At 63.1% G+C, this 20138-nt stretch carries 24 protein-coding genes; 14 read left to right on the plus strand and 10 right to left on the minus strand.

Features of this window, described 5'->3' with window-relative positions:
• The first annotated feature begins 81 nt into the window (after window positions 1-81).
• Both C453_RS01920 and C453_RS01925 read left to right on the plus strand, forming a co-directional pair.
• Window positions 82-462 carry a cupin domain-containing protein gene (locus C453_RS01920; protein ID WP_008322348.1) on the plus strand — a complete coding sequence of 127 codons (381 nt, stop codon included), beginning with the start codon at window positions 82-84 and terminating at the stop codon, window positions 460-462.
• On the plus strand, window positions 459-1112 hold the full coding sequence (locus tag C453_RS01925) for a hypothetical protein (RefSeq protein ID WP_008322349.1): 654 nt from the start codon (window positions 459-461) through the stop codon (window positions 1110-1112). The genes C453_RS01920 and C453_RS01925 overlap by 4 nt, the downstream gene beginning before the upstream one ends.
• Window positions 1113-1133: 21 nt before the next feature.
• On the opposite strand, the gene C453_RS01930 is transcribed toward C453_RS01925, so the two are convergent.
• From C453_RS01930 to C453_RS01940, 3 genes are all read right to left on the minus strand, one after another.
• Window positions 1134-2945, minus strand: coding sequence for a carbon starvation CstA family protein (locus tag C453_RS01930; RefSeq protein WP_008322350.1), 1812 nt, complete (start codon window positions 2943-2945; stop codon window positions 1134-1136).
• 128 nt (window positions 2946-3073) lie between these two features.
• The gene (locus C453_RS01935; RefSeq protein ID WP_008322351.1) at window positions 3074-4048 is read right to left on the minus strand and encodes an ArsA family ATPase; all 975 of its coding nucleotides are present in this window, start codon (window positions 4046-4048) and stop codon (window positions 3074-3076) included.
• Between the two features lies 1 nt (window position 4049).
• Window positions 4050-4346, minus strand: coding sequence for a hypothetical protein (locus tag C453_RS01940; RefSeq protein ID WP_008322353.1), 297 nt, complete (start codon window positions 4344-4346; stop codon window positions 4050-4052).
• Between the two features lie 100 nt (window positions 4347-4446).
• Here C453_RS01940 and C453_RS01945 point away from each other — a divergent pair, with 100 nt between their 5' ends.
• From C453_RS01945 to C453_RS01975, 7 genes are all read left to right on the plus strand, one after another.
• Entirely contained in the window at window positions 4447-5712 is a 1266-nt protein-coding gene (locus C453_RS01945) for a CobW family GTP-binding protein (protein ID WP_049907463.1), read from the plus strand.
• A complete protein-coding gene (locus tag C453_RS01950; RefSeq protein ID WP_008322355.1) occupies window positions 5709-5909 on the plus strand; it encodes a hypothetical protein in 201 nt (66 codons plus the stop codon). The genes C453_RS01945 and C453_RS01950 overlap by 4 nt, the downstream gene beginning before the upstream one ends.
• 111 nt (window positions 5910-6020) lie before the next feature.
• Window positions 6021-6701 carry a uracil phosphoribosyltransferase gene (gene upp, locus C453_RS01955; RefSeq protein WP_008322356.1) on the plus strand — a complete coding sequence of 227 codons (681 nt, stop codon included), beginning with the start codon at window positions 6021-6023 and terminating at the stop codon, window positions 6699-6701.
• A gap of 105 nt (window positions 6702-6806) precedes the next feature.
• Window positions 6807-7013: a DUF7569 family protein gene (locus C453_RS01960; RefSeq protein ID WP_008322357.1), complete on the plus strand. Its 207-nt coding sequence runs from the start codon at window positions 6807-6809 to the stop codon at window positions 7011-7013.
• A gap of 480 nt (window positions 7014-7493) precedes the next feature.
• Window positions 7494-8522: a TAXI family TRAP transporter solute-binding subunit gene (locus tag C453_RS01965; protein WP_008322358.1), complete on the plus strand. Its 1029-nt coding sequence runs from the start codon at window positions 7494-7496 to the stop codon at window positions 8520-8522.
• 47 nt (window positions 8523-8569) lie between these two features.
• Entirely contained in the window at window positions 8570-9055 is a 486-nt protein-coding gene (locus C453_RS01970; RefSeq protein WP_008322359.1) for a DUF1850 domain-containing protein, read from the plus strand.
• A 7-nt stretch (window positions 9056-9062) separates the two neighbouring features.
• Window positions 9063-11969, plus strand: coding sequence for a TRAP transporter permease (locus C453_RS01975; RefSeq protein WP_008322360.1), 2907 nt, complete (start codon window positions 9063-9065; stop codon window positions 11967-11969).
• Between the two features lie 73 nt (window positions 11970-12042).
• Here the strand turns inward: C453_RS01975 and C453_RS01980 are convergent, their stop codons facing one another.
• Window positions 12043-12675 carry an IMPACT family protein gene (locus C453_RS01980; protein WP_008322361.1) on the minus strand — a complete coding sequence of 211 codons (633 nt, stop codon included), beginning with the start codon at window positions 12673-12675 and terminating at the stop codon, window positions 12043-12045.
• 274 nt (window positions 12676-12949) lie between these two features.
• The gene (locus C453_RS01985) at window positions 12950-13453 is read right to left on the minus strand and encodes an ACT domain-containing protein (RefSeq protein ID WP_007543904.1); all 504 of its coding nucleotides are present in this window, start codon (window positions 13451-13453) and stop codon (window positions 12950-12952) included.
• A 134-nt stretch (window positions 13454-13587) separates the two neighbouring features.
• Here C453_RS01985 and C453_RS01990 point away from each other — a divergent pair, with 134 nt between their 5' ends.
• The gene (locus tag C453_RS01990) at window positions 13588-14289 is read left to right on the plus strand and encodes a hypothetical protein (RefSeq protein ID WP_008322362.1); all 702 of its coding nucleotides are present in this window, start codon (window positions 13588-13590) and stop codon (window positions 14287-14289) included.
• A 7-nt stretch (window positions 14290-14296) separates the two neighbouring features.
• On the opposite strand, the gene hisB is transcribed toward C453_RS01990, so the two are convergent.
• Entirely contained in the window at window positions 14297-14890 is a 594-nt protein-coding gene (hisB, locus tag C453_RS01995; RefSeq protein ID WP_049907464.1) for an imidazoleglycerol-phosphate dehydratase HisB, read from the minus strand.
• Between the two features lie 166 nt (window positions 14891-15056).
• On the opposite strand from hisB, the gene C453_RS20130 reads away from it, so the two are divergent.
• On the plus strand, window positions 15057-15212 hold the full coding sequence (locus C453_RS20130; RefSeq protein ID WP_160163383.1) for a hypothetical protein: 156 nt from the start codon (window positions 15057-15059) through the stop codon (window positions 15210-15212).
• A 40-nt stretch (window positions 15213-15252) separates the two neighbouring features.
• The gene (locus tag C453_RS02005; protein ID WP_008322364.1) at window positions 15253-15444 is read left to right on the plus strand and encodes a hypothetical protein; all 192 of its coding nucleotides are present in this window, start codon (window positions 15253-15255) and stop codon (window positions 15442-15444) included.
• Window positions 15445-15480: 36 nt separating this feature from the next.
• On the opposite strand, the gene hisA is transcribed toward C453_RS02005, so the two are convergent.
• Complete coding sequence (hisA, locus tag C453_RS02010) at window positions 15481-16197, minus strand: 1-(5-phosphoribosyl)-5-[(5-phosphoribosylamino)methylideneamino]imidazole-4-carboxamide isomerase (protein WP_008322365.1); 717 nt, start codon at window positions 16195-16197, stop codon at window positions 15481-15483.
• A gap of 154 nt (window positions 16198-16351) precedes the next feature.
• Here hisA and glmM point away from each other — a divergent pair, with 154 nt between their 5' ends.
• Together glmM and C453_RS02020 are read left to right on the plus strand one after the other, a co-directional pair.
• The gene (glmM, locus tag C453_RS02015) at window positions 16352-17716 is read left to right on the plus strand and encodes a phosphoglucosamine mutase (RefSeq protein ID WP_008322366.1); all 1365 of its coding nucleotides are present in this window, start codon (window positions 16352-16354) and stop codon (window positions 17714-17716) included.
• A 42-nt stretch (window positions 17717-17758) separates the two neighbouring features.
• A complete protein-coding gene (locus tag C453_RS02020) occupies window positions 17759-18322 on the plus strand; it encodes a GNAT family N-acetyltransferase (protein ID WP_008322367.1) in 564 nt (187 codons plus the stop codon).
• A gap of 27 nt (window positions 18323-18349) precedes the next feature.
• Here C453_RS02020 and C453_RS02025 read toward each other — a convergent pair whose 3' ends face one another.
• The 3 genes from C453_RS02025 to C453_RS02035 all read right to left on the minus strand — a co-directional run bounded on the left by C453_RS02025 (window position 18350) and on the right by C453_RS02035 (window position 20100).
• Complete coding sequence (locus C453_RS02025; protein ID WP_008322368.1) at window positions 18350-18595, minus strand: hypothetical protein; 246 nt, start codon at window positions 18593-18595, stop codon at window positions 18350-18352.
• Window positions 18596-18619: 24 nt separating this feature from the next.
• Entirely contained in the window at window positions 18620-18985 is a 366-nt protein-coding gene (hisI, locus tag C453_RS02030; RefSeq protein WP_008322370.1) for a phosphoribosyl-AMP cyclohydrolase, read from the minus strand.
• Between the two features lie 107 nt (window positions 18986-19092).
• Window positions 19093-20100 (minus strand): A24 family peptidase, encoded by a 1008-nt coding sequence (locus C453_RS02035; RefSeq protein WP_008322371.1) that lies wholly within the window; start codon window positions 20098-20100, stop codon window positions 19093-19095.
• Window positions 20101-20138 lie beyond the last annotated feature (38 nt).

Here is a 20138-nt window from a genome sequence, read left to right on the forward strand (position 1 = left end):
ACATTTGTGACAATCTGGAATAAATGTTGGTTTTCCGGGAGTCGCGACGGGCTTATAGGGTCGAGCGTGGTGGTCCGTGGCATGGGATACCGAGTCGTAGAAACGGACGACGTCGAACCGGTCGCCGACCGGTCGAGCGAACTCCGACGCATCGGCGTCGAGGCCGGAGCAGAGAACGTCGCGCTCAACCACTTTCGGGCGGCACCCGGTGAGCAGATACCACTGATGTACCACTACCACACAGAACAGGAAGAGGCGTTCTACGTCCTCTCAGGGACACTGTTCGTCGAGACACCCGAGGAGACGTTCGAGGTGCCGTCCGGCGGTCTCTTCGTCGCTGACCCCGAGAGTCCACACCGCGCCTACAACCCATCGGACGCGGCCGACCCAGTCGAACTGCTCGCCGTGGGCGCGCCCGCGGTGACTGGCGATGCAGCGCGCTACGACCCCGACGACGAATGAGCGACGTAGACCACGCAGGGGTGCGCGAGCGCGACTCCGATTCGGAGACTGGCACGGACTCCAACTCCGAGGCCGACGCACTCCCCGACGCACCCGACTGGGACGACGAGTACCTCGACCGCGTCTCCGACCGCCTGCTTTTCAACTACGACTTGGAGAAAGATTACGCGGTTCGCGGGGAGCAATTCGACCTCTTCGGGTCGATGCGAATGGAGTCGCGAAAGCAGTTCGTCCACCCGTCTATCAACTACGCCAACCACCACGCGAAGGAGTACCTCTTCACCCGCCGCGTCGACAGTGCGACCGTCGCCGAACTGGAACGCCTCGTCGAACTGGGCCACGTCCTCGCCGACGAGTGGGTCGACCCGAGTCCCGAGCACTTCGGGACCGACTTCACGTTCGTCCTCGTCGCGCCCGACATCCCCGCCGACGTTCACGACTTCGTCGCCGACTTCTCGGACCGGACGCTCATCAAATTCGGCTACCACGGCCACTACGAGATGAACGTTGCCGTGGTCGCCCCCGAAAACGAGACAGCCATCGCAAGCCGAAACGCGGACTCGGTGGCTGCGTTCACTCTCTGGACGGACACGTCACCGACGAGTTCGAAAGGCGTAGTGCAGCGACTCGTCGAGCGACTTCGGCGATAAAAAAGACAGTCGGGAGGTTCGTCAGTCGTCGCTTGGTGTTGGCCGACCGCCTGTCGACCCCCGCACGGCTTGGATATTCTCGTAGCCCATCTTGGCGAGCGAGAGCGCCAAGTAGATGAGTACGAACGCGAGGACGACCTGCACGACAGCCGACGCCATCGAGACCGGGTCAGCCGATTCCATCCACGTCGGATTCATGAACTTCATGTAGATGTTGTCGTGGATGGCGAGCCACAGCAGACCGAGGCTCGTGATAGTCACCATGAGCGCCATCGGCGCGCCGGTGCTGAGGAGTTGCTTCGAGTCGTCCCAATTAGCCAGCCACACGGTTACCGTCAGGAGCGCCAGTGCGGCGAGCAACTGGTTCGCACCGCCGAAAAGCTGCCAGAGCGTGAGCCACGACCCGCTGGCGATGAGGACGTACGCCGGGAGCGTCTGTATCGCAGCGTTGCCCCAGCGGTTCGTCGCCAGCTCTTGTGCCTGCGTCTCGGGCGTGCCCACGATTTCTTCCATCATGTAGCGCCCGAGTCTGACGGCCGTGTCGGTCGAAGTGAGCAGGAAGCTCACGAGGACGAGCGCCATGAACGGCCCGCCGAAGGACGCCGGAATGCCGAAGCTCGTGAGGATGATGCCGCCACCTTGGGCGAACGTCGGCAGTGCGAGCCCGATACCGTTACCCACGTCGGGGGCGACGATAGCGACCGTCGCGAGCGCGACAGTCGCGAGCAGGCCTTCTCCAAGCATGCCGCCGTAGCCAATCGCCCGAGCGTCGGACTCTTTGTTCAGTTGCTTCGAGGTCGTCCCCGACGAGACGAGCGAGTGGAACCCGCTGATGGTCCCGCAGGCGATGGTAATGAACAAGAGCGGGAACAACGGTGTCCCGGTCCGGCCCATGAAGCCGTAGAACGGTTCGAGGTTCGTCACGAGCGGTTGCGAGGACGAACCGAGCAGCGTGCCGACGATGACCGCGAGGAGCGCCCCTCCGACGCCCGTGTAGAGGAGGAACGACGAGAGGTAGTCACGCGGTTGCAGGAGGACCCAGACCGGAAGGGCGCTCGCGAACGCCCCGTAAATGAGGATAATCGGAATCCACGCTGCAGTGTTGGCTCCGAACGACCCCGCGACCGGAAGCCACGAGCCACTCATCTCGCCGAACAGGACGAACGTCGATGCCGGTGCGCGGGCCGCGGGTTCGAACAGCGCGACGGGGAACTGAATACCCGCGTAGACGCCAGCGAACATGGCTGCGACGAATCCAACCGTCCCCGGGAGGAACGGCAGATTCAGCTGATAGAGGTACATCCCGAACAGCACCGCGAGGGCGATGTACACCAGACTCGCCGTCGCCGCCTCTGGATAGGCGTTGAAGACGATAGCCACCACGAGGGCGAACACCGCGACGACGAGGATGATGGTCAGGAACGCGAACCAAAGCAGCATGTTCTTGCCGCGCTCGCCGACGTACTCGCCGATGATGTAGCCGATAGACTTGCCCTCGTGTCGCAGGCTACTCGACAGCGACACGAAGTCGTGGACACTACCGAGCAGTGGGTTCCCGATAGCAATCCACGCCAGCGCGGGAAGCCACCCCCACACCACGCCCGCTGTAATCGGGCCGACAATCGGCGCGCCGCCCGCGATACTCGAATAGTGATGCCCCAGTAAGACCGGCTTTTTCGCCGGGACGTACTCCTGTCCGTCTTCGTACTTGTGGGCGGGTGTGTCTCGACTATCGTCGAGTTCGACGAACTGCGCGAGGTAGCGCGAATAGCCGAAATACCCGGCCGTAAACATCGCAAGTACTGCGACGACCAGCCAGATGACTTGAACCATGATAGTGTGACCCACTGGCAGGCACGTATAATATAACCTTAATGTTAACGATTAACATAAGGTAATTTGAAAAAGAAAATAGAAACCTGCAGGTAGTCGATGGTGACACGGCCGACCGCAGGCTCGTCTCAGTCGGCCGGTATCGAACTCACTTCGACTTCGATATCGAGTTCGTCCGCGACCTCGCCGAGGAAGTTGCCTTTCACTTCCGAGACGCGCGTCTCGATTTCGGCCACGAGCGGCGCGTCGAAGTCCTCACGGAGTTGTGCGAGTCGGTTCCGTTCGGTCTCGACTCTATCACGGAGGAACCGAGCGCCACGGCCGTCTTCGTCAGGGTCGGGTTCGGGGGTGAGCCGATTGACTGCGAGGCCCTGCACGTCGAGGCCGTAGGAGTCGAGTTGCTCGGCGGCCCGTTCTGTCTCCCGAATCGACAGTTCGTCGGGGTTGACGACGAGGTAGAACGCCGCGTCCTCCCGGAGCGTCTCGGCCGCGAACGAGAAGTCGTCGCGGCGCTTCTCCAACCGCGCGATAATCGGGTCGCCGTCCATCATCCGCCGCGGTTCGTTGTTCCCGATGGCGGCGCGTTCGAACAGTTCGATAGACTGCGTGCGTTTGTGGATGAGGCGCCGAATCCACCCGTCGAGGTACTCCGGCAGGGAGAGCAGTCGGAGCGTTCCACCAGTCGGTGAGGTGTCGAAGACGACGCGGTCGTACTCGTCTGAACTCCGCATCACGTCGATAAAGCGGTCGAACAGGGCCGACTCGTGGGCACCCGGCGTCTGGTGTGCCATCTCTATCTGCCGGTCGATTTCGTTGACCATCGCGGGGCTCACTTGGTCGCTCAACGCGCGTTTCGTCTCCATCAGGTGTTCGCGAACCTCGGTCTCGGGGTCGATTTCCATCGCGTCGAGGTTCGGTTCGCCTTCGACCGACGACGGTGAGTCCGAAAAGACCTGGTCGAACACGTCGCGGGTGCTGTGTGCCGGGTCAGTCGAGACGAGGAGCGTCCGAACCCCTGCACGGGCGCTCTTGACCGCGTAGGCGCTCGACATCGTCGTCTTCCCGACGCCGCCTTTCCCGCCGAAAAAGACGAACTTGCGCATGTTAGAAGTGATATTGGTGGCCCTTGCGTTCGAGAAGCGACCCGCGGTCCCACATCCGCCGTTCCCACGCCTCGAACTCATCTTCGAGGAACGGGAGCAGTTCGGCGGTGTAGTACGAAACCGGCGACGGAATCCCGAACGCGTCGGGGAAACACGCCAGCATAAAGGCGTCTTCGTAGTCTTCTGCTTGCTGTTCTATCTTCTCGTAGGCGGGATGCGTAATCATCCCGTGGTAGAGGCCGCGGGCCCACTCTTCTGCGAGTTCCAGAAAAGATTCGATGCGCGCGGCGAGCGTCATTAGTTAACAACACACTGGTTATCAAACAAAAACGTATCGTTCATGACTGACCGTGTGGGATACCCGCGGCTTGATATACGATGGCGAGGAAGGCCCGTCCATGACTTCCCGGGACGTCACCCCCGTGACAGTGCTCGGCGGAAGCCTCGGGGCTGGCAAGACGACGCTCCTCAATCACCTATTGACGAACGCCGGTGGCCGTGATATCGCCGTCCTCGTCAACGACATGGGCGAGGTGAACGTCGACGCCGAACTGGTCGCAGACGAGTCGGAACTCGACGTCGGCGGCGGCGTGACGGAGCTGTCGAACGGGTGTATCTGCTGTGAGTTACAGGACGACTTGGAGACGGCCGTCGTCCGACTGGCGCAGAACCGCTCGTTCGACCACCTCGTCGTCGAGGCCTCCGGTGTCTCCGAACCGGGACCGGTCGCCCGGCTGTTCGTCACCTCCCGGGCGGCCGCGATGTACGACGTGTCCGGCCTCGTGACCGTCGTGGACTCGCGGCTCTTCGCAGACACCTTCGTCGGCAGCGACCCCGAACGAACTGTCGCAGAGGATGCCGACGGAACCGTCCGACCGCTTTCGGACCTCCTCGTCGAACAGGTCGAGAGCGCGGACCTCGTCGTCCTGAACAAGCGCGACCTCGTCACCGACGCCGAGTTGGCGCGCGTCCGCAACGTGGTCGAGACACTTCGTCCCGGAGCCGATGTCGTGGAGACGACCCACAGCACCGTGGACGTAGACCTGCTCCTGTCCGATGTTCACGACCCAGACGCACCGGTCGGGTGGCGGGCGGTTCTCGACGAGGAAGACGGCGCGAGTGAAGACGAGAACGAGCACGAACACACCCACGACGACCACGAACACGCCCACGACGACACCTCCCACGCAGAGGCGACCTACGGCGTCACCTCGTTCGTCTATCGCCGACGGGCACCCCTCGACCCGGAGGGGGCTGCCAAGATCCTCGGCGACCTCCCAGAGTCGGTCGTCCGCGCGAAAGGGTCGCTGTGGGTCGCGGGCGTGGAGGACGTTCACTACACCTACAGTCAGGCTGGCCCATCGGCGTACGTCACCGCCAGCGGGCCGTGGATTGCGTCGCTGCCGGAGTTCGAACAGGAAACCTACCGGCGAAACCACCCTGAACTCGACTGGCACGACGAGTTCGGCGACAAGCGCACCGAACTCGTGTTCATCGGCCGCGACGTGGACGAAGAAGCGTTGACAGCAACACTGGACGACCACGTCCTCGAACTGGGGGCAGAAGTGACCGACACTCGCTACCCGACCGAGCCGGGGGACGAACTCGTCTTGGCAGAGCCAACGGCCGAAGAGAGGAACGTAGAGCCGGAGGCGGGCCAATGAGCGACGAGGTCGGTGAAATCGAGTGGGGCGAAGGCGACCCGCGCGTGCTGCTCGTGATGAACGTCGTCCTCTCGTCAGTCTTCGCGACGGTCGTCGTGTTCGGTCTGTCGTACGCCGACCTCGCGGCGTTCACGCTCGTCAACGTCGCCTCGGCGGCGCTCGTCCTCGTGGCGCTGACGTATCTCGTGACTAAGTGAGCGCCGAAGCCCGGAGGAGCGCGATATCGTTCGATTCGTGAACCACCCGCAGGGAGCCGCTGGCGGCCGATAGCCGCATTTATGTCCTTCGGGAGTCCGATTTTCGGTAAGATGCCCATCGAAGACCGAGACAACGCGTACCTCATCACGCACGCGCTGGCCAAGGACACGCTCTCGCGCCTCCGAGACGTGGAGACGACGCAGGTGGCCTTCCGGAAGGGCCTCGTCAAACTCGGCCGTATCTGCGGCTACGAAATCATCGACGGCGCGATGGAGACCGAGTACGTCTCCATTCAGACGCCGCTGGAAGAGACGACCGGCGAGCGCGTCAAAGGCCTCGACGACGTCGTCATCATCAACGTCCTCCGCGCGGCGACACCGTTCGTCGAAGGACTCCTCAAGGCGTTCCCCCGAGCGAAGCAGGGCGTCATCTCTGCGGGCCGCGACGAAGACGCCGGAATGGACGACGAAGGTGGCTTCCCCATCACTATCGACTACGTCAAACTCCCCGAGATTACCGAAGACGACACCGTCATCGTGGCCGACCCAATGCTCGCCACCGGGTCGACGATGTGTGCCGTCCTCGACCACGTTCTCGAAAACGCCGGTGTCGACCCCGAGAAACTGTTCGTCCTCTCAGCCGTCTCCGCGCCGGACGGACTCCTCCGCGTCGACGGCGAGTTCCCCGAGGTCGACCTGCTGACGGTCTCTATCGACGACTACCTCGACGACGACGGCTACATCATCCCCGGTCTCGGCGACGCCGGCGACCGCGCGTTCCGAACGACGTAACGGGCGAGCGCAGACTGGTCGAGATTCCACGTGGGCAATCCATAAGTCGTCGCCCGCGCACCTCCGAAGCATGGACGACACTCGCGGCGTGAGAGGTGACGGGCAGTGAGCGACTCGTGTGACGGGTGCGGCCGAGCGGTCGAAGACCCACTCGCGCGACGGGTTCGCCTGCAAGTCGACGGGTCGGCCGTCGACGACCAGCGACTCTGTCCGACCTGTTTTGCCGACTGGATTACTCGATACGAAGAGCAGATGTCACCGCAAACCGAGTCGAGTACGACCTCGTCGGACGCCGACATCATCGTCGACTGATTTTCAACCCCCTTCCTTCGAGTCGAAAACACACGACAGTGTCGACCTTCGACTCGGCTCGGGCGTGACGAAACGGACCCCAAGAGGGATATTGTGAGAGACGTTCGCACGGAGATGGGTCAGGGGAATTCCCCCGACGCGGCAACCCCTTCACTTCGAGTCGAACTCGTGACCCTCGGCGAGCAACCGACGTCTTGTGAGTCCGAGAGACAGGCTATTGAATCGGTGATATCAGACAACAGTAGTGAAGAAATCATACAACACGCATACATACTATATCAGCGAATTGTGAAAATTATGCGACAAAGGTCGGTTTGGCTCGGTTTGACAGGTAAAGCTGTCTAATCGTACTATGTACGTTATTCTCAGAGTTTAAAGAGTGTTCTACAGCAATAATTTATCAACAATAATGTGAAAATATACACATTACAGTAATTAACATGAACAACACTATATATCTATTGAGACCAATAGTAGTGTATGGCACGGAAACTTGATCGTCGTGAGTTCATCGCAGCGACAGGGGCAATTGGTATCGCGGGTCTCGCCGGTTGTGCTGGTGGCGGAGACGGTGGCGAAGAGACCACCACGACCGCGGACGACGGCATGGACGGCGAGGAGACGACGACCGAAGATACGGGAGGAAACGGAGACGGCACCGAGACCCGTCTGTCGTGGCACGCCGGCGGAACCGGTGGGACGTACTTCCCACTCTCGAACGAATTCAAGTCCGTCGTCGAGGCGAACACGGACTTCACGCTTCAGGTCCAGTCGACCGGCGCGTCCGTCGAGAACGTCGGCAGTCTCGCCCGCGGGAACGCCGACTTCGCACTGATTCAAAACGACGTTGCGTTCTTCGCAAAGAACGGCACCGGTATCGACGCCTTCGACGGAAACCCCGTCGAGAACCTCAGCGGCGTCGCCACGCTGTACCCGGAGACCATCCACATCGTCACGCTCGCCGACACGGGCATCGAGCAACCGTCGGACCTCGAAGGCGCGACCATCAACACCGGTGACCTCGGCTCCGGGACGCAGGTCAACGCGAATCAGATTCTCGAAGCCCTCGGTATCGAAGACTTCTCCGAGCAGAACACCGGTTTCTCACAGGCATCCGACCAGCTGAAGAACGGCGACATCGACGCCGCGTTCGTCGTCGGCGGCTGGCCAGTCGGTGCTATCGAGGAACTCGCCGCGACCGAAGACGTCCACATCGTCCCCGTCGAGGGCGACAACCGGCAGGCCGTCAAGGACGCCGCACCGTTCTACGCGGACGACGAAATCCCGTCCGGCACCTACGGTCTCGAAAACCCCGCCCCGACCGTCTCGGTCCAGGCGATGATTGCGACCAACGCCGAACAGCCCGAGGCAACGGTCGAAGCAGTCAGCGAGGCCATCTTCGAGAACGTCGACGACCTGACCATCAAGACGGACTTCATCTCGAAGGAGACGGCTCAGGACGGCATGTCCATCGACCTGCACCCCGGTGCACAGGCGTACTTCGGCTAATCGCCAACTAACCTGAGCGAGCCGCCACATACCAACCCATCCTTTCGATGCTCGATTCGATTCACACACGTATCCTCGTCGTAGTCGCGGTACTCGCGCTCGCAGTCGGTGCGAGCGCAGCCGTTCCAGCCGGGCAGGCCCTCGTCGTCGAAGACGCCGAGACGGGCGAGCACCTCAAGACCGTCCCCGTCGAAGAAAACACCACTGTCGCGCTCGAATACACGCACAGTGTCGAAAAGACGCGTGTCCTCGACGCCTACGCGGTGCAGGACGGAGCACTCGTGATGACGAGGATGGAGTTCAAATCGTACGGCGCTGGTCTCCCCGCGCGAGCGAACGTGACGACCGAAAACGGGTCGTTCGTCTTCGACCCGCAGGGGAGTTACAGAGAGCTGTACGTCAAGCCCGGCCACATCGCCGGCCACAAGCTCCACGTGGGTGAACGTACGTACGACCTCGTTGCACTGTCTGATGCCCGCTCTGTTCGTCTCCACGTGACAGAGCAATCAGTGCTCGACGCCGCCCTCCACTGACCAATCAATGACGAAGAGAACACATGACGAGGGTCGAACCGACGACCCCGACGACGATAGCGGCGACGTCCGGTCTGACCAGTCGGTCCGTCACGACGACTCACCACCGGTCCGAACAGACGGTGGCGAGCCACCGGAAGACCGCGACGACAGTACAGACGAAGAGACGTTCGAGGATGACTCGACATCCGAAGACGAACCGGTGTCCGAAGAGGAGAGAGAAGCCGGAGACGAGGAGATATCCGAGGAAGAAGCCCAGGAGATGCTCGAAGGCATCGAGCGAAAGCGGTCACTGACCGGCTGGGCAGCCATCGTCACCTCGATTATCGCCATCTCCTTTTCGGCCTTCCAGTCGTGGCTGGCGGCCCGCGGCTTCGACTTCTCGGCGACCTTCCCCGTCGTGGGCGAGGTGTCGCTGGGTGCGCTACAACTGCTGCAAGTGAACGCGGTTCACGTCGCCTTCGCGCTTATCTTGGCGTTTATCCTCTTCCCGCCGACGACGGGCCACGGCAGGTTTGCGTCCCGGCTCGGTCGCATCGTGCCGACGCTCGCCTCGCAGTTCGGTGAGAGCCATCCCATCACGCGCGGCGCGGCGGGCCTCCGCCGGTTCGTTCGCTGGCTGGCAGTCGACCCCGACCGCGACCGTGTGACACCACTGGATATCTTCTTCGCCATCCTCGCTGCCGCGACGGCGGCGTACATGGTGATGGAGTGGCAGGAGATTCAGCAACTCCGTATCTTTGGGCTGGAAGCTGGCCGCTCTGTGGCCGAATACCTCGGCCCGCTCGGAATCCTTGCTGAAGCGATTAGCGCGGTCGGGATTCCGCTCGCGGACGTCTCCTACCCGTTCTTCCTCGGTGTCGTGGGCGTGCTGCTCGTCCTCGAAGCAACCCGGCGCTCCCTCGGGTTCTACCTGATGGTCATCGTTGCGTCGTTCATCGTCTACGCACGCTGGGGCTTTCTCATCTCGCCGGACATGCCACTCATCGGCGTTCTCTCGATTCCCAAGGGAACGTGGCCAAACATCGTCCAGAACCTCTGGTACAACACCGAAAACGGGGTGTTCGGCATTCCGGTCACGGTGTCGGTGCAGTTCATCTACATCTTCATCCTGTTCGGGGCGTTCTTGGAGATGTCCGGCGCAGGGCAGTGGTTCATCGACCTCGCGTACGCCTCGACGGGAACCCGAAAGGGTGGCCCGGCGAAAGCGTCGATTCTCGCGTCCGGCTTCATGGGAACCATCTCCGGGTCGTCCATCGCGAACACGGTGACGACCGGTGCGTTCACCATCCCGCTGATGAAGCGCTCTGGGTACCGCTCTGAGTTCGCTGGGGCTGTCGAGGCCTCCGCGTCCTCCGGGGGGCAGATTCTCCCGCCCGTCATGGGCGCGGCCGCCTTCCTGATGATTGAATTCATCGGCGTCCCCTTCGCCGACATCATCATCGCGGCGGCCATCCCCGCGGTCGTGTTCTTCTTCGGCGTCTGGGTGATGGTCCACCTCGAAGCGACGCGGGCCGGTATCGGTGGTCTCGACCCCTCCGACGTCATCGATATCCGCACGCACCTCACTCGCGGGTGGTTCTACCTCATCCCGCTTATCCTCCTGATGTACTACCTCCTCGTCGAGCGTCTGACCGTCGCTCGCTCGGCGTGGTTCACGCTTATCGCCATCATGGCCCTTCTGTCCGTGGTGTCGGCGTACAACGAGCGGACCCGCGTCCCGCTTGTGGGAAGCATCGCAGTCATCTTCCTCGCACAGTTCGGCGCGTACTTCACGACCGGCGTCGGCATCTTCGGCGCCATCATGGGCGAAAGCGGTGAGGCCCTCGGCTTCGTCGAGGCGATGCTCTCGGCCGCAGGAAGCCTTGGAATCATCGTCATCTTCGTCAGTCTCGTGACGATGCTCCTCCGTCCGCACCTCGAAACACCGCTGCTCCAGCTTGACGACGCAGCCGACGAGGCATCCGAGCGAATCGCCGAGGCAGTCTCCCGACCCTCGCTTGCAGACGTCAAAGCGTTCCGCTACGTGACGTTCATCGGCAAGTCGATGGACTCGGGCGCACGAACCTCGACCGAAGTCGTCGTCGCCGTCGCCGCCGCGGGTATCATCCCCGGCGTCGTCAGCGCGACGGGACTCGGACCGAACCTCACGGCGCTCATCAAGGCGGTCGCAGGCGGGTCTATCGTCCTGCTCCTCCTGTTCACCGCTATCGCCTCTATCATCCTCGGCATGGGGATGCCGACGACGGTGACGTACATTATCCTCGTCTCACTGCTCGGCCCGGCTATCGCGCAGTCCTCAGACATCCCGCTGCTCGCGGCCCACCTGTTCATCCTCTACTTCGGGGTGATTGCGGACATCACACCGCCGGTCGCGGTAGCGGCGTACGCCGCGAGTGGTATCGCCCGGTCGAATCCGTTCCGAACCGGGACGAAAGCGTTCTCGCTGTCGCTCAACAAGGCAATCGTCCCGTTCGCGTTCGCACTCACGCCGGGCATCCTACTCCTCCGCGGTCGCGGGGAGGCTGCCCGGGTTATCACCGGGGCGGACGTCGCTGAGCTCTCGTACTTCGTTCCCGAAATCGTCATCCCCGTCCTTGGCGTCTTCATCGGCGTCATCGGACTGGGAGTGACTGTCATTGGGTACCTCTACAGCCGCGTGACGCGCGTCGAGCGCGGCCTGTACGCCATCTCGGCGTTCCTGCTCATGGCACCCGGCCTGCTTCTGAACGCCGTGTTTGACCTCGGTGGCGCGCTCGGTCTCGTCGGCGCAGCACCCGAGACGGTCATCGTCGACCTCACGATGCGCGCGGCTGGCGGCCTGCTCTTCGGTGCACTCGCACTGAAGAACCGCCGCGAGGCAGACGAAGGAAAGCGGGCGACGCCGTCCGGTACGCCCGAACCGACCGACTAAGTCTCTCTCGGCTCGGCGACCCTCTCGGGGGTCACTAACTCTCTCACGGCCGGAACTCCCGGCCACCTATTTTTCATTCGAGTTCGACCCGGCCACTCGTCGCACTTCGGAGTCTATCTCGGAGGCCGTCCGCCTCGTCGACTGGGACGCGAACCGAAAAGGAGACACGCTGGTCGTAGTCGGCGTCGAACTCGACGCCCGACGATTCGATGATGCCCCGGACACTCCCTGAGTCGTCGTAATCGACCGTCGCGGTGAAGCGCTCGTGCGGAATCTCTTCGACGATACCGGCTTCGTCGAGCGCCTCTTTGACGGCCCGCGAGTAGGCGCGGGCGAGGCCGCCGACACCGAGGTTGGTCCCGCCGTAGTAGCGCGTGACGACCGCAACGACGTTGCGAACCTCTTGCTGGACGAGGACGTTGAGCGCCGGTTTGCCAGACGACCCGGTCGGTTCGCCGTCGTCGCTCTGGTACTCGCGAAGCATGACGGTCCCACCACCCGGAACCGACGACGATGCGCCGCCTGCCGGAACGCGGTACGCCGGGACGTTGTGGGTCGCATCCGGGTGGCGCTCGTTGATTTCTTCGATGAACGCCTCCGCCTCTTCGACCGTCTCGGCGGGCGAGATGTACCCGATGAACTCCGAGCCCTGTACCTCGAATCGCGCTTCGGCCCGGCCGCCGACGGTACGATAGGCGTCAGTCATGACTCGGTGTTGGCAGTGCAGGACTCAAAAGCATTCGCACAAGAAGAGAGACCAGCAGGTCGCCACCACCGACTACTGGCCGCAGGCGTTGGCGTAGGACGTACAGCCGTTCTGAACGCAGACGCCACAGAGGTGGCGCGTCTTCGACACCGGTGCCCCACAACACAGGCAAGTGCGCAACTCACCCATGTGCCATTATAGCACGATTTGACACATGAACTTTGTCCAGAATCGGGTCTTCCCGTACGAATGTGCAGTTTGGGCGCAGTCGAAACTATGCGATGGAGATTCGCCGGACGAAATCGAGGTTCGAGAGGTCGTTGAGTAAGTCGCCGGGAATCGCCTCGTCGGTGATGATGTAGAGTTTCGGGTCGTCGGTGAACTCCGGGTCCTCGCTTATCGTCTGCCGAATGGAGATGCCCGCGTCGGCGAGTTCCGACGTGATGGTTGCGACGATGCCGGGTGCGTCGGCGTTGCCGACTTCGACTGTCAGCACGGAGAGGTCGAGCACGGGCGCGAGGTCCATCAGACTCGGAATCGCGGAGATGTTCTGGAAGATACGCCGCAACTCTTCGTCCGCGAGGATAGCATCAGTGGTCGAATCGACGACGCGACGGTCGACACCGGCCTCGCGTGCGATTCCGGTGTTCGGAATCTCGATGCCGCCCGAGACGACACGGCCTTCGTCGTTGACAGAGAAGCCTCGTTCCAAGAGCAGGCGAATGACCGCCTGCTGGCTCGGACTGCCTTCGAACTTCTCCATAATCTCGTCAAACATTCGTTACCGGGTGCGTTTGTAGGCGGCCACATTAAGTGATACGTCGGGGGCTTGCGGTTTGGTGTGTGGCTTCGAGACGCGTCGCCACGGGCGTCAGACGAGGCTTTAACCGTCGGCACGAAGACGACTCGACCATGCACGAACTACGCACGTGCGACTTCTGCGGTGCCGACGCTGTCGGCGTATTCGAGATGCTGCCGCCAGCGTTCACACCGGCCGACGACCAGCGGCGAATCGTCCTCTGCGAGAGCTGCCGCGAGACGCTCACGGACGCCGTCAAACCGCTCTTGGACCGCCTCGACGCCGACGCCAGCGTCGATGTCGCCGACGATGCACCGGCCGAAACTGGGGCCAACGTGACCACCGACACCGGGCCAGAGGGGTCGGTTGGCGACGCCAGTGCAACCGAGGCAGTCGGAGCGGAACCCGAGCCATCGCCGTCGACACCTGACGACTACGATGCCGTCGACGCGAGCGAAGACGGAGACAGAAACGGAGATGGGGACGGGAACGGAGACGAAGACGAGGCCACAGAGACCGAGGACTCGACTGACGGCGAGACAACTGAGGCCGACCCTGCTGACTCGACTGACGAAGACGTGCTGGCCGAAGACCCGGGCGAAACTGACGCCGAGGATATCGGCCCCGAGCCACCGAACTTCCGAAAGGTCATCCGAATCCTGCAGAACCGCGAGTTCCCTGTCGAACGGACGGAAGTCGAAGCCCTCGCGTCGGGTGCTTACGACCTCGACGACGAGGAGGTCGCGGACATCTTCGACTACGCAATCAAACGCGGACTGTTGGAAGAAGACGGTCGGATGCTTCGGAAAGCCTGACGCGGCGTTACAGTTTTCCTTTCGTACTCGGCGTGTCGGACCGGCGGGGGTCGACGCGGGTCGCATCGTCGAGCGAGCGCGCCAGTGCTTTGAACATCGCTTCGACCTCGTGGTGAGCGTTGTCGCCCTCGACGCCGACGTGGAGTGTGAGACCCGCGTTCATCGCCAGCGACATGGCGAAGTGTTCGGCCATGTGGCTCGTGAATTCGCCGACGTACGGTTGCGAGAAGTCACCCGAGAACTCGAAGTAGGGTCGCCCGGACACGTCCACGACGACCGAGGCGACGGCCTCGTCGAGTGGGACCTTTCGGTCGGCGTAGCGGACGATACCGCGCTTGTCGCCGAGCGCCTCGACGAACGCTTCGCCGAGGACGATTGCCACGTCTTCGACCGTGTGGTGGTCGTCGATGTGGAGGTCGCCGTCGCACTGGACCGTCAGGTCGAACAGGCCGTGTTTGGCGAATGCTTCCAGCATGTGGTCGAAAAAGCCGATACCGGTATCGACGGCTGCATCGCCATCGCCGTCGATAGCCAGCGTCACGTCGATAGTCGTCTCCGAGGTTTCACGGGAGACGGCCGCAGTTCTGTCCGCGTCGCTCATGTCGCGTTCGAGGGTGGGGGAACGTAAATGGGTTCGCGTCGTTGCAGGTGCTGCACCGGCGTTCACGAGCGTCCGCACCCACTAAACGATGAATGTGTCAAGCATTTAATGACAGTATGACGCCTGTCTGCCGGAAATTCATACTCTCCGACGGATACTGTGGTTCATGCATCGAAAGGGGGCACTGGTGACTGGGTACACCATCTGTGTGGGAGGACTCTTGCTCACCGTCGGAACCGACGTCGCAGTCGCACTCGGCATCACGCTCGTCGTGCTGGCCGTGGGTGCGACAGTGGTGGGGGCTGGGGCCGACAGTAGCTAACGATGAATCACAGCAGTATATGGGCGTGGGTTCAATACGGATGGCGGCACCAATACCGACTGTGAACCCGAAGCGTGACGTCGTGACGCTCAGCATGCTCGCACTCGGCGGGCCGTTCCTCCACACGTCCCGCCTAGAGACCGTTCTCATCGGGATTCTCTTCGTGGCTGTGGGCGTCTACGGGACGGTCGATAGCCTCGCCGCGGTCGTCACGCGCCACATCCGACTCTAAAAACTCAGTCGCTCTCGCCGCGCCGCCCACCCGAACTTAGGCGTCCATCGCTTCTTCGAGCGTGAACTGGCCTTCGTAGAGCGCGGTCCCGACGACAGTCGCTGCCGCGCCCACGTCGCGAAGTTCGCGAATGTCGTCCAGCGACGCAACCCCGCCGGACGCGACGACCGGGATATCGACCGCGTCGACGACGCGGGCGGTAGTATCGAGGTGGACGCCTTCGAGTTGCCCCTCGACGTCAACGTCGGTGAACAGGATAGCCGCGGCACCGAGGTCTTCGTACCGTGTGGCCGCTTCCGCGGGGTCGAGGCCAGTCCCTTCGGTCCACCCGGAGACGACGACTTCGCCGTCTTTGGCGTCGAGGCTGACCATCACGCCGTCGGGGTAGTCTTCGGCGAGTTCGGCGACGATGTCCGGGTTCTCGACGGCCGCAGTCCCGAGAATGACGCGGTCGACGCCGCGGTCGAAGAGCGCTCGGGCGTCGTCGGCAGTTCGAATCCCGCCGCCGAGTTGGACCGGCACGTCCACGGCGTCGAGGACTGCATCGACCGCCGGGGCGTTCGCGCGCTCGCCCTCGAACGCACCGTCGAGGTCGACGAGGTGAAGCGTTCGCGCGCCAGCGTCGACCCACCGCTGGGCGGCCTCGACCGGGTCGCCGTAGGTCTTTTCGGTGCCGCGTTCACCCTGCACGAGCTGGACGACTTCGCCGTCTTGCATGTCGACGGCGGGGACGACTTCGAACTCCGGGAACATGCCCATCCGTGAGTGAGCGACGGGCCTAAACGCACCGGATGCGGTGACTGTGCCTGCCGAGAACTCCGTTAGTGTCAGTCGAGATATTATTATGGAGAATCTGTGAGGCATCAGTTCGGAACGGCTTTGTCGCGCCGGGATACAGACACACTCGATGAAACTCTTCGGTTCCAGCGGAACCCGCGGCGTGGTGGGTGAGAGCCTCACCCCGGAGTTCGTGCTCCGCGTCGCAAAGGCCGCAGGCACGGTCTGGAACACCGACCGTGTCGCCATCGCCCGCGACACGCGAACGACAGGAGAGATGTTCGTCAACGCCGCGTCGTCCGGTCTGGCAAGCGTCGGCGTCGACGTCGACGACCTCGGTGTGGTTCCCACGCCCGCCGCAGTGCGATACTGTGAGACGGAGGAAATCCCCGCCGTCGTCATCACGGCCTCGCACAACCCGCCGGAGTTCAACGGCGTCAAACTCGTCGGCGACGACGGTGTCGAACTCTCTATCGAGCAGTTAGAACGCATCGAGGACCACATTCTCGCCGAGGAGTTCGACGTGAGCAGGTGGGACGACGTCGGCTCGGTACAGCACATCGAGACGGCGAACGACGACTACCGCGAGGAACTCCTCGCGAACATCGACCGCGACGCAATCGCCGAGGCGAACCTCACCGTCGCACTCGACCCCGGCCACGGCGCGGGGTCGCTCGTCTCGCCCGATTTCCTCCGCGAACTCGGCTGTGAGGTCCGCACGGTCAACGCACAACCCGACGGCCACTTCCCCGGCCGCGAGTCCGAACCTGTCCCCGAGAACCTCCGCGACCTCGAACGCCTCGTCCGTGCGACCGATGCCGACGTCGGTATCGCCCACGACGGCGACGCCGACCGGGCAATCTTCGTGGACGAACACGGCGAGGTTATCTCCGGCGAGGCATCGCTTGCCGCGCTCGCCGCCGCGTTCCTCGAACCCGGCGACGTGACCGTCTCGGCCGTCAACGTCTCCCAGCGACTCGTGGACGTGTGCGAGGAGGTCGGTGCCGACCTCGAACTCACGCCCATCGGCGCGACGAACCTCATCACCCGCATCCGCGAACTCTGGCGCGAGGGCGAGAACGTCCCCGTCGCCGGCGAGGGCAACGGCGGCATCTTCTTCCCGAACTACCGCCTCGTCCGCGACGGCGCGTACATCGCGGCGAAGTTCCTCGAACTCGTCGCCGAGCGCCCCGCGAGCGAAATCGTCGCCCCGTATCAGGACTACTACAACGTCCGCATCAACCTCTCGTACGACAGCGACGACGAGTTAGAGGCGATGCTGCACGCCGCCGCCGAGTACGCCGAGTCGGCCGACGCGACGCCGAACACCATCGACGGCTACCGCCTCGATTACGGCGACGCGTGGGTACTCGTCCGACCGTCTGGGACCGAACCGAAAGTCCGCGTCTACGCCGAAGGCCACACCGAAGAGCGGGCGACCGAACTCGCCGAAGAGGCCGCTGACGCGCTTCGCGCTGCAGTGGACGAACTGTAACGCCGTACGACTACTTTTCACTCGACGGCGCAAAGCGACCGCATGGCCGACGAGTTCGATATTCGACCACCGCGTTCTACCGCCGAGATGCGGGGTATTCGGCGAGTGAACGCACGCTGCTGGGTCGAAGCCTACGACCACATCCTCCCGGACGAGGCGCTTCCCGACCCGACAATCGAACCCAGCGAGGAGTGGCTTCGCGAACAGTTCGACTACGCGACCATGCTCAACGAGACCGAGTTCGGGCGATACGTCGTTGCAGTCGAAGACCCGCCACTCGGCGGCGGCCCGATTGTCGTCGGCTTCGCCGCCACTCGCTGGGGTGACGAGGCGAAGTCGTTCGTCGGCGACGACGAAGCCGGGTTGTGGACAATCTACGTCGACCCATCCCGGTGGGGCGAAGGTATCGGGTCGGCACTACTCGATGCGGTTACTGCGGCAATTCCCGAGCAGTACGACCGTCTCGTCTTAGAGACCTTTGCCGAAAACGAGGTCGGACAGCGATTCTACCGGGAGAAGGGGTTCGAAGTGGTCGAGGAATTCGAGACCGAAGTCGGCGACGAGTCCTATCCGGCGTTGCTCATGGCCCGGGGCCTCACAGACTGAACCGACCCGAAAGATTAGACCGACCGCTCACAGACTGAGCGCCGCAAAGAGCAGACACAGTCCGCCAAAGACGAGCAGCATGAAGCCGCGTTCGAGGCCGTCGCTGTCTATCTCGTCGTCCGGTGGGTCCTCGCGGTTGGGGTCAAGGACGAACTCGGGGTCGTCAGAGCGCGCCACCCGACGGGCGGCGAGGTCGCTCTTGAGCAGTCGCGCACCGAGTGCGAAGCACACGAGACCGAGCACCGCGGCGACGACGGCGACGACGTTTACCATCTGTACTGTGCGAGACTCATCTGCTCATTCGCCGTACACGTCGTCCGGGTCGTAGACGCGCTCGCCGACGTTCTCGCCGTCGACAGTCCGATAGAAACACGACCGGTGGCCGGTGTGGCACGCGCCGACGTTCTGGTCGACGAGATACAACAGCGTGTCGGCGTCGCAATCGACGCGAACCTCGCGAATCTCCTGTGTGTGGCCGCTGGATGCGCCTTTCTCCCAGAGTTCGTCGCGACTCCGCGAGTAGTAGTGCGCCCGCCCTGTCTCGATGGTTTGCTCCAGCGCCTCCGGCGAGACGTACGCGAGCATGAGAACCTCGCCCGAATCAGCGTCCTGTGCCACCGCCGGAACGAGTCCGTCGTCGCCGAAATCGACATCGACCGTCATGGTTCGGCTCACGGGATGCCGCGTGTTATCTCTTTATGCGTCGTCGCCAGACGTGTCGATGCGCTGTCGTCGGAATGTCTATGTGTTGTCTCCCGACGTGTCTGCAATCAGACGATTCCGAGGGAACCGAGGACGCCGAAGAGGAGGTCCCCGTAGACGAACGCGACGACGAGGCCGACGAACATCGGGACGATGAACGGAATGCCCGGCGACACCCAGACCGCGTCGCGGGTCGTCACGACTTCGAGGCCGCCGCGGAGTTTCTCGGGCGTCGTCCCGTAGGCCGACCCATCGATATCGTCGAGGAACGCTTCGGCACCCCACGGGTCGTCGAAGTCGGTGTCTGTCGCGTCTGCGGCGCTCTCGGCATCGACGTCGGAGACGCCGCCGTCGGTCGTCACCTCACGGTGGACTGCGCCGTCCGTCGGGTCGAACGTTTCGCCGATAGTCTCGGGGTCACGCAGGGTCGCGGCGTTCTCCCGGAGGTCCGAAAGCGAGATGCCGCGCCACCGGAGGTACATCCGGAGCGCGTCGAGGTCCAGTCCATTTCGGGTGATACCATCGGGTGACTCGAAGAGGCGACCGTGCGCCGTCGCCAACGAGGGGACCGAGACGCGCCGGCCGACGAACGAAAGCGGGAGTTCGAACTCACCGGCGGCGAGGTTGCGGGCCGCGAGTGCGATGGGATACGCGAGACCCACGATGACGGTGTTCGTCAGGATGGTCATCGAGAAGACGCCGAGTGTCGTCTCCGTGAGCGGGTATTCAGTCGCGCCGAGGACGTAACTCGGGAAGGTCGGCAGCAACAACGCGAAGACCATGAGTGCCTTCGCGTCTGCGCCGCCGAAGCCGCCGAGACGCCAAAACATGTAGGAAAGCGGGATGACGAAGAAGACGCTCACGCCGACCCGGACGAGATAGAGGCGGTCGAAGACCGTCTCCGGTGGCAGGTGGCCGAGAAGTTCCCACGCGAGCAAGACGAGACCCAACGCCGCCAGCGGATACCAGACGATGTTGGGGACGCGCCGCGTGCGAATGTCGCGCCACGCCGTCCACGCGAGGACGGGGATAACCACCAATCGCAGGAGGTCGGGGAGCGTTCCAATTCCGAACATACCGGCAGACGGACTGCCGGGGAGTTAGGTGTTCGGGA

This window comes from Haloferax elongans ATCC BAA-1513 (assembly GCF_000336755.1).
Taxonomy (GTDB): domain Archaea; phylum Halobacteriota; class Halobacteria; order Halobacteriales; family Haloferacaceae; genus Haloferax; species Haloferax elongans.

What these genes read in the sequence shown, in the direction of transcription:
- hisA (WP_008322365.1), bottom strand. Translation starts at nt 16,197, where the DNA reads ATGTTCCCGGAGTTCGAAGTCGTCCCCGCCGTCGACATGCAAGACGGC.
- C453_RS01935 (WP_008322351.1), bottom strand. Translation starts at nt 4,048, where the DNA reads ATGCGCAAGTTCGTCTTTTTCGGCGGGAAAGGCGGCGTCGGGAAGACG.
- C453_RS01930 (WP_008322350.1), bottom strand. Translation starts at nt 2,945, where the DNA reads ATGGTTCAAGTCATCTGGCTGGTCGTCGCAGTACTTGCGATGTTTACG.
- C453_RS02025 (WP_008322368.1), bottom strand. Translation starts at nt 18,595, where the DNA reads ATGGTAAACGTCGTCGCCGTCGTCGCCGCGGTGCTCGGTCTCGTGTGC.
- C453_RS01945 (WP_049907463.1), top strand. Translation starts at nt 4,447, where the DNA reads ATGACTTCCCGGGACGTCACCCCCGTGACAGTGCTCGGCGGAAGCCTC.
- hisI (WP_008322370.1), bottom strand. Translation starts at nt 18,985, where the DNA reads ATGACGGTCGATGTCGATTTCGGCGACGACGGACTCGTTCCGGCGGTG.
- C453_RS01980 (WP_008322361.1), bottom strand. Translation starts at nt 12,675, where the DNA reads ATGACTGACGCCTATCGTACCGTCGGCGGCCGGGCCGAAGCGCGATTC.
- upp (WP_008322356.1), top strand. Translation starts at nt 6,021, where the DNA reads ATGCCCATCGAAGACCGAGACAACGCGTACCTCATCACGCACGCGCTG.
- C453_RS01975 (WP_008322360.1), top strand. Translation starts at nt 9,063, where the DNA reads ATGACGAAGAGAACACATGACGAGGGTCGAACCGACGACCCCGACGAC.
- C453_RS02005 (WP_008322364.1), top strand. Translation starts at nt 15,253, where the DNA reads ATGGCGGCACCAATACCGACTGTGAACCCGAAGCGTGACGTCGTGACG.
- C453_RS01920 (WP_008322348.1), top strand. Translation starts at nt 82, where the DNA reads ATGGGATACCGAGTCGTAGAAACGGACGACGTCGAACCGGTCGCCGAC.
- C453_RS02020 (WP_008322367.1), top strand. Translation starts at nt 17,759, where the DNA reads ATGGCCGACGAGTTCGATATTCGACCACCGCGTTCTACCGCCGAGATG.
- C453_RS01940 (WP_008322353.1), bottom strand. Translation starts at nt 4,346, where the DNA reads ATGACGCTCGCCGCGCGCATCGAATCTTTTCTGGAACTCGCAGAAGAG.
- C453_RS01985 (WP_007543904.1), bottom strand. Translation starts at nt 13,453, where the DNA reads ATGTTTGACGAGATTATGGAGAAGTTCGAAGGCAGTCCGAGCCAGCAG.
- C453_RS01970 (WP_008322359.1), top strand. Translation starts at nt 8,570, where the DNA reads ATGCTCGATTCGATTCACACACGTATCCTCGTCGTAGTCGCGGTACTC.
- glmM (WP_008322366.1), top strand. Translation starts at nt 16,352, where the DNA reads ATGAAACTCTTCGGTTCCAGCGGAACCCGCGGCGTGGTGGGTGAGAGC.
- C453_RS01990 (WP_008322362.1), top strand. Translation starts at nt 13,588, where the DNA reads ATGCACGAACTACGCACGTGCGACTTCTGCGGTGCCGACGCTGTCGGC.
- hisB (WP_049907464.1), bottom strand. Translation starts at nt 14,890, where the DNA reads ATGAGCGACGCGGACAGAACTGCGGCCGTCTCCCGTGAAACCTCGGAG.
- C453_RS01950 (WP_008322355.1), top strand. Translation starts at nt 5,709, where the DNA reads ATGAGCGACGAGGTCGGTGAAATCGAGTGGGGCGAAGGCGACCCGCGC.
- C453_RS01925 (WP_008322349.1), top strand. Translation starts at nt 459, where the DNA reads ATGAGCGACGTAGACCACGCAGGGGTGCGCGAGCGCGACTCCGATTCG.
- C453_RS01965 (WP_008322358.1), top strand. Translation starts at nt 7,494, where the DNA reads ATGGCACGGAAACTTGATCGTCGTGAGTTCATCGCAGCGACAGGGGCA.
- C453_RS02035 (WP_008322371.1), bottom strand. Translation starts at nt 20,100, where the DNA reads ATGTTCGGAATTGGAACGCTCCCCGACCTCCTGCGATTGGTGGTTATC.
- C453_RS20130 (WP_160163383.1), top strand. Translation starts at nt 15,057, where the DNA reads ATGCATCGAAAGGGGGCACTGGTGACTGGGTACACCATCTGTGTGGGA.